Origin of the sequence: Pseudonocardia sp. SID8383 (assembly GCF_009864975.1) — a bacterium.
GTDB lineage: Bacteria > Actinomycetota > Actinomycetes > Mycobacteriales > Pseudonocardiaceae > Pseudonocardia > Pseudonocardia alni.
Genome location: NZ_WWFY01001203.1, coordinates 1 through 369 on the forward strand (window position 1 = coordinate 1; position 369 = coordinate 369).

Here is a 369-nt window from a genome sequence, read left to right on the forward strand (position 1 = left end):
ACCGGCCGAACGGTCGCCGGGGCCGGGATCGCCGTCCCCGGACCGGTGCGCGGCTCGGACGGCGCGGCGGTACTGCTGAGGGCCCCGAACCTGCCCCGGCTCGACGGCTGCCGCCCCGCCGAGCACGCCGGTGCGCTCGGTGAGGTGCCGCTGCTCGTCGGCAACGAGGCCTCGCTCGGGGCGCTCGCGCACCTGGGGCAGGCCGACGACTTCGTCTACGTCTCCGCCGACGTGGGGATCGGCGGCGGGATCGTCGTCGACGGGCGGGTGCTGCCCGGTGCCCGCGGCGTCGCCGGGGAGATCGGGCACGTCGTGATCGAGCGCGCCGGGCGGCTCTGCGGCTGCGGCGGCACCGGCTGCGTCGAGGTC

1 protein-coding gene is annotated in these 369 nt (G+C 78.3%); it reads left to right on the plus strand.

All coding sequences use genetic code 11. The features are described from left to right. Positions 1–369, plus strand: a 369-nt coding sequence (locus tag GTW08_RS29380; RefSeq protein WP_161152831.1) for an ROK family protein, incomplete at both ends; no start/stop codon positions are given.